At 69.9% G+C, this 3,593-nt stretch carries 2 protein-coding genes and 2 pseudogenes; 3 read left to right on the top strand and 1 reads right to left on the bottom strand.

Annotated features, from left to right (window positions below):
* From G3573_RS20835 to G3573_RS20825, 3 genes and pseudogenes are all read left to right on the top strand, one after another.
* Positions 1-541: pseudogene (locus G3573_RS20835) on the top strand (DNA replication and repair protein RecF); the annotation flags it as partial.
* Position 542: 1 nt separating this feature from the next.
* Positions 543-2,960, top strand: a complete 2,418-nt coding sequence (gene gyrB / locus G3573_RS20830) for a DNA topoisomerase (ATP-hydrolyzing) subunit B (RefSeq protein ID WP_163263568.1) — start codon at positions 543-545, stop codon at positions 2,958-2,960.
* Between the two features lie 49 nt (positions 2,961-3,009).
* Positions 3,010-3,357 (top strand): DUF1428 domain-containing protein, encoded by a 348-nt coding sequence (locus tag G3573_RS20825; protein ID WP_163263567.1) that lies wholly within the window; start codon positions 3,010-3,012, stop codon positions 3,355-3,357.
* A 3-nt stretch (positions 3,358-3,360) separates the two neighbouring features.
* Here G3573_RS20825 and G3573_RS20820 read toward each other — a convergent pair.
* A pseudogene (locus G3573_RS20820) lies at positions 3,361-3,593 on the bottom strand (hypothetical protein); the annotation flags it as partial.

Here is a 3,593-nt window from a genome sequence, read left to right as displayed (position 1 = left end):
GCTCGCCGGCGAAATACTGGGCGCCCTGCAAGCCGAGATCGACGCCCGCACCGACCGGCCGTTCCCGCAGGCCGCGCTGTCGCTGTCCGGTCCGTTCGAGCAGGCCGCCGCGGCCGGCGCGAGCTACGACGCGCTCGGCGCCGACATCGCCGAGGCCATGCGCCGTTCGCGCGATCGCGACGCCGGCGCCGGCCGGGCGCTGTCAGGCCCGCACCGCACCGATCTGGAGGTCGTGCACCGCGAGCGCGGCCGGCCTGCGGCGGAATGCTCCACCGGCGAGCAGAAGGCGCTGATCCTGAACCTGGTGCTGGGTCAGGCCGCGCGACTTTCGCGTGCGAAAGCCCAGCCGAATCCTATATTATTGCTCGACGAAGTCGCGGCGCACCTGGACCGGTCCCGGCGCGCGGCGCTCTTCGACGAAATCACCGCGCTGGGTCTGCAGGCTTTCCTGACCGGGACCGACGAGGCGCTCTTCGAGGACCTGAAAGGTCGCGCATTGGGTGTCCGTGTCGACGCGGGCCGCCTCACAGTTCTGGACTGACATGACCGACGAAACCGCAGGCAACGCCGCCGCCGAGTACGGCGCGGACTCGATCAAGGTGCTGAAGGGCCTGGACGCGGTGCGCAAGCGGCCGGGCATGTACATCGGCGACACCGACGACGGCTCCGGCCTGCACCACATGGTCTACGAGGTGGTCGACAACGCCATCGACGAGGCCCTGGCCGGTCACGCGTCCCTGGTGGGCGTCACCCTGAACGCCGACGGCTCGGTCACCGTCACCGACGACGGCCGCGGCATCCCCACCGACATCCACGAGGGCGAGGGCGTCTCGGCGGCCGAGGTCATCATGACCCAGCTGCACGCCGGCGGTAAGTTCGACCAGAACTCCTACAAGGTCTCCGGCGGCCTGCACGGCGTGGGCGTGTCGGTGGTGAACGCGCTGTCCGACTACCTGCTGCTGAAAATCTGGCGCAACGGCCAGGTGCACGAGATGCGCTTCGAGCGCGGCGACGCGGTCGACCCGCTGAAGGTCACCGGCGAGGCGCCCCGGCGCGACAACGGCGAGTACCTGACCGGCACCTCGGTCACCTTCATGCCGTCGACCGACACCTTCTCGATGATCGAGTTCGACCGGAAGACGCTGGAGCACCGCCTGCGCGAGCTGGCCTTCCTGAACTCGGGCGTGAAGATCGTCTTCAAGGACCTGCGCGGGGCCGAGCCGTTCGAGGAGATCCTGCTCTACGACGGCGGCGTCGAGGCCTTCGTGCGCCACCTCGACAAGTCCAAGCACTCGCTGATGAAGGAGCCGATCGTGGTCCGCGGCAAGCGCGACCGGGTCGAGCTGGAACTGGCCCTGTGGTGGAACGACAGCTACCACGAGACCACGCTGTGCTTCACCAACAACATCCCGCAGCGTGACGGCGGCACCCACATGGCCGGCTTCCGCGCCGCCCTGACCCGGGTGATCGGCGGCTACATCGAAAGCTCCGGCCTGGCCAAGCGCGAGAAGGTCGCCGTCTCGGGCGAGGACGCCCGCGAAGGCCTGACCTGCGTGCTGTCGGTCAAGCTGCCCGACCCGAAGTTCAGCTCGCAGACCAAGGACAAGCTGGTCTCCTCCGAAGCCCGTCCGGCGGTGGAGAACCTGGTCGGCGAGGGCCTGGCCCAGTGGTTCGAGGAACACCCGAACGAGGCCAAGCACATCGTCGGCAAGATCGTCGAGGCCGCCGCCGCCCGCGAGGCCGCGCGCAAGGCCCGCGAACTGACCCGCCGCAAGTCGGCGCTGGACATCACCTCGCTGCCCGGCAAGCTCGCCGACTGCCAGGAACGCGATCCGGCCAAGTCTGAAATCTTCATCGTCGAGGGCGACTCGGCCGGCGGCTCGGCCAAGCAGGGCCGCAACCGTGAGAACCAGGCGGTGCTGCCGCTGCGCGGCAAGATCCTGAACGTGGAGCGCGCCCGCTTCGACAAGATGCTGTCGTCCGACCAGATCGGCACCCTGATCACGGCGCTGGGCGCCGGCATCGGGCGGGACGACTTCGACATCGAGAAGATGCGCTACCACAAGATCGTGGTGATGACCGACGCCGACGTCGACGGCGCCCACATCCGCACGCTCTTGCTGACCTTCTTCTACCGGCAGATGCCGCAGGTGATCGAGCGCGGCTACCTCTACATCGCCCAGCCGCCGCTCTACAAAGCCAGCAAGGGCAAGTCCTCGCGCTATCTGAAGGACGACTCCGAGATGGAGGCCTTCCTGATCGACGAGGGCTCGGACGGGGCCGAGTACGACCTCGCCTCGGGCGAGCGCCGCATCGGCCAGGACCTGATCCTGGCGGTGAAGGAAGCGCGCTTCGCCAAGGCCCTGGTCGACCGCCTGTCGGCCCGCGCCCCGGCCTTCGCCATCGAGCAGTCGGCCTTGGCCGGCCTGTTCGCCGAAGGCGGCGATCCGGCGGCCGCGGCCGCGCGCCTGAACCTCTATAACGAGGAAGGCGACGGCCCCTGGACCGGCGAGCGCGGCGAGCAGGGCGCGGTGGTGTTCTCGCGCGTGCGCCGCGGCGTCACCGAGCGAGTGGTGCTGGACGACCAGCTGATGCACTCGCAGGACGCGCGCCGTCTGGCCGAGCGCGCCGCCGGCCTGAAGGACGCCTTCGCCAAGCCGGGCGTGTTCCGCCGCAAGGACAAGTCGACCACCATCCGCGGTCCGCTGGACCTGGTCGCCGCGGTGCTGGAAGCCGGCCGCAAGGGCCTGTCGATCCAGCGCTACAAGGGCCTGGGCGAGATGAACCCGGAACAGCTGTGGGAGACCACGCTGGACGCGAACGCTCGCACCCTGCTGCAGGTGCGCGTCGACCACGCCGACGACGCCGAGGACCTGTTCTCCAAGCTGATGGGCGACGTGGTGGAGCCCCGCCGCGAGTTCATCCAGGAAAACGCGCTGGACGCCGAGGTCGACGTCTGACGATCCTCCGGCGCCGGTCGCCTCCCGCGATCGGCGCCAGGAGGACCTCATGAGCTACGTCGACGGAATGGTCGCCGCGGTGCCGACCGCGAACAAGGACGCCTACCTGGCGCACGCCCGCGCCATGGCCGCCATCTTCAAGGAGTACGGCGCGACGCGGGTGGTCGAGACCTGGGGCGACGACGTGCCCGAGGGCAAGGTCACCGACTTCCGCCGCTCCGTGCAGGCGACGCCGGACGAGACCGTGGTGTTCTCGTGGGTGACCTGGCCCGACAAGGCCGCGCGCGACGCGGGCTGGGCCAAGATGATGCAGGACACCCGCATGCAGGCTCACGACATGCCGTTCGACGGCAAGCGGATGATCTACGGCGGCTTCGAAGGCCTGCTGGACGTCTGACCGCTAGGCGGTGCCCGGCGGCACGGACGGGTTGTCGAACATGGACGGCGACGGCTGGGCCGCCGTGGCGCCGAGCGGCGTGGGGCCCAGGCCCGTGGAGTGGCGCACGGTCAGCTCGCCGACCTCCAACCGGTCGACCGACAGCTGGCGGATCTTGACCCGGTCCGCCGCCGCACGGCCGACGCGCAGCCGGCCGATGGCCAGCGCCCCGACCGCGATCGCGCCCAGGGCCAGCG

It is taken from the genome of Caulobacter sp. 17J65-9, from assembly GCF_010975005.1.
Lineage (GTDB): Bacteria > Pseudomonadota > Alphaproteobacteria > Caulobacterales > Caulobacteraceae > 17J80-11.
This window is presented reverse-complemented; position numbering and strand designations above follow the sequence as displayed.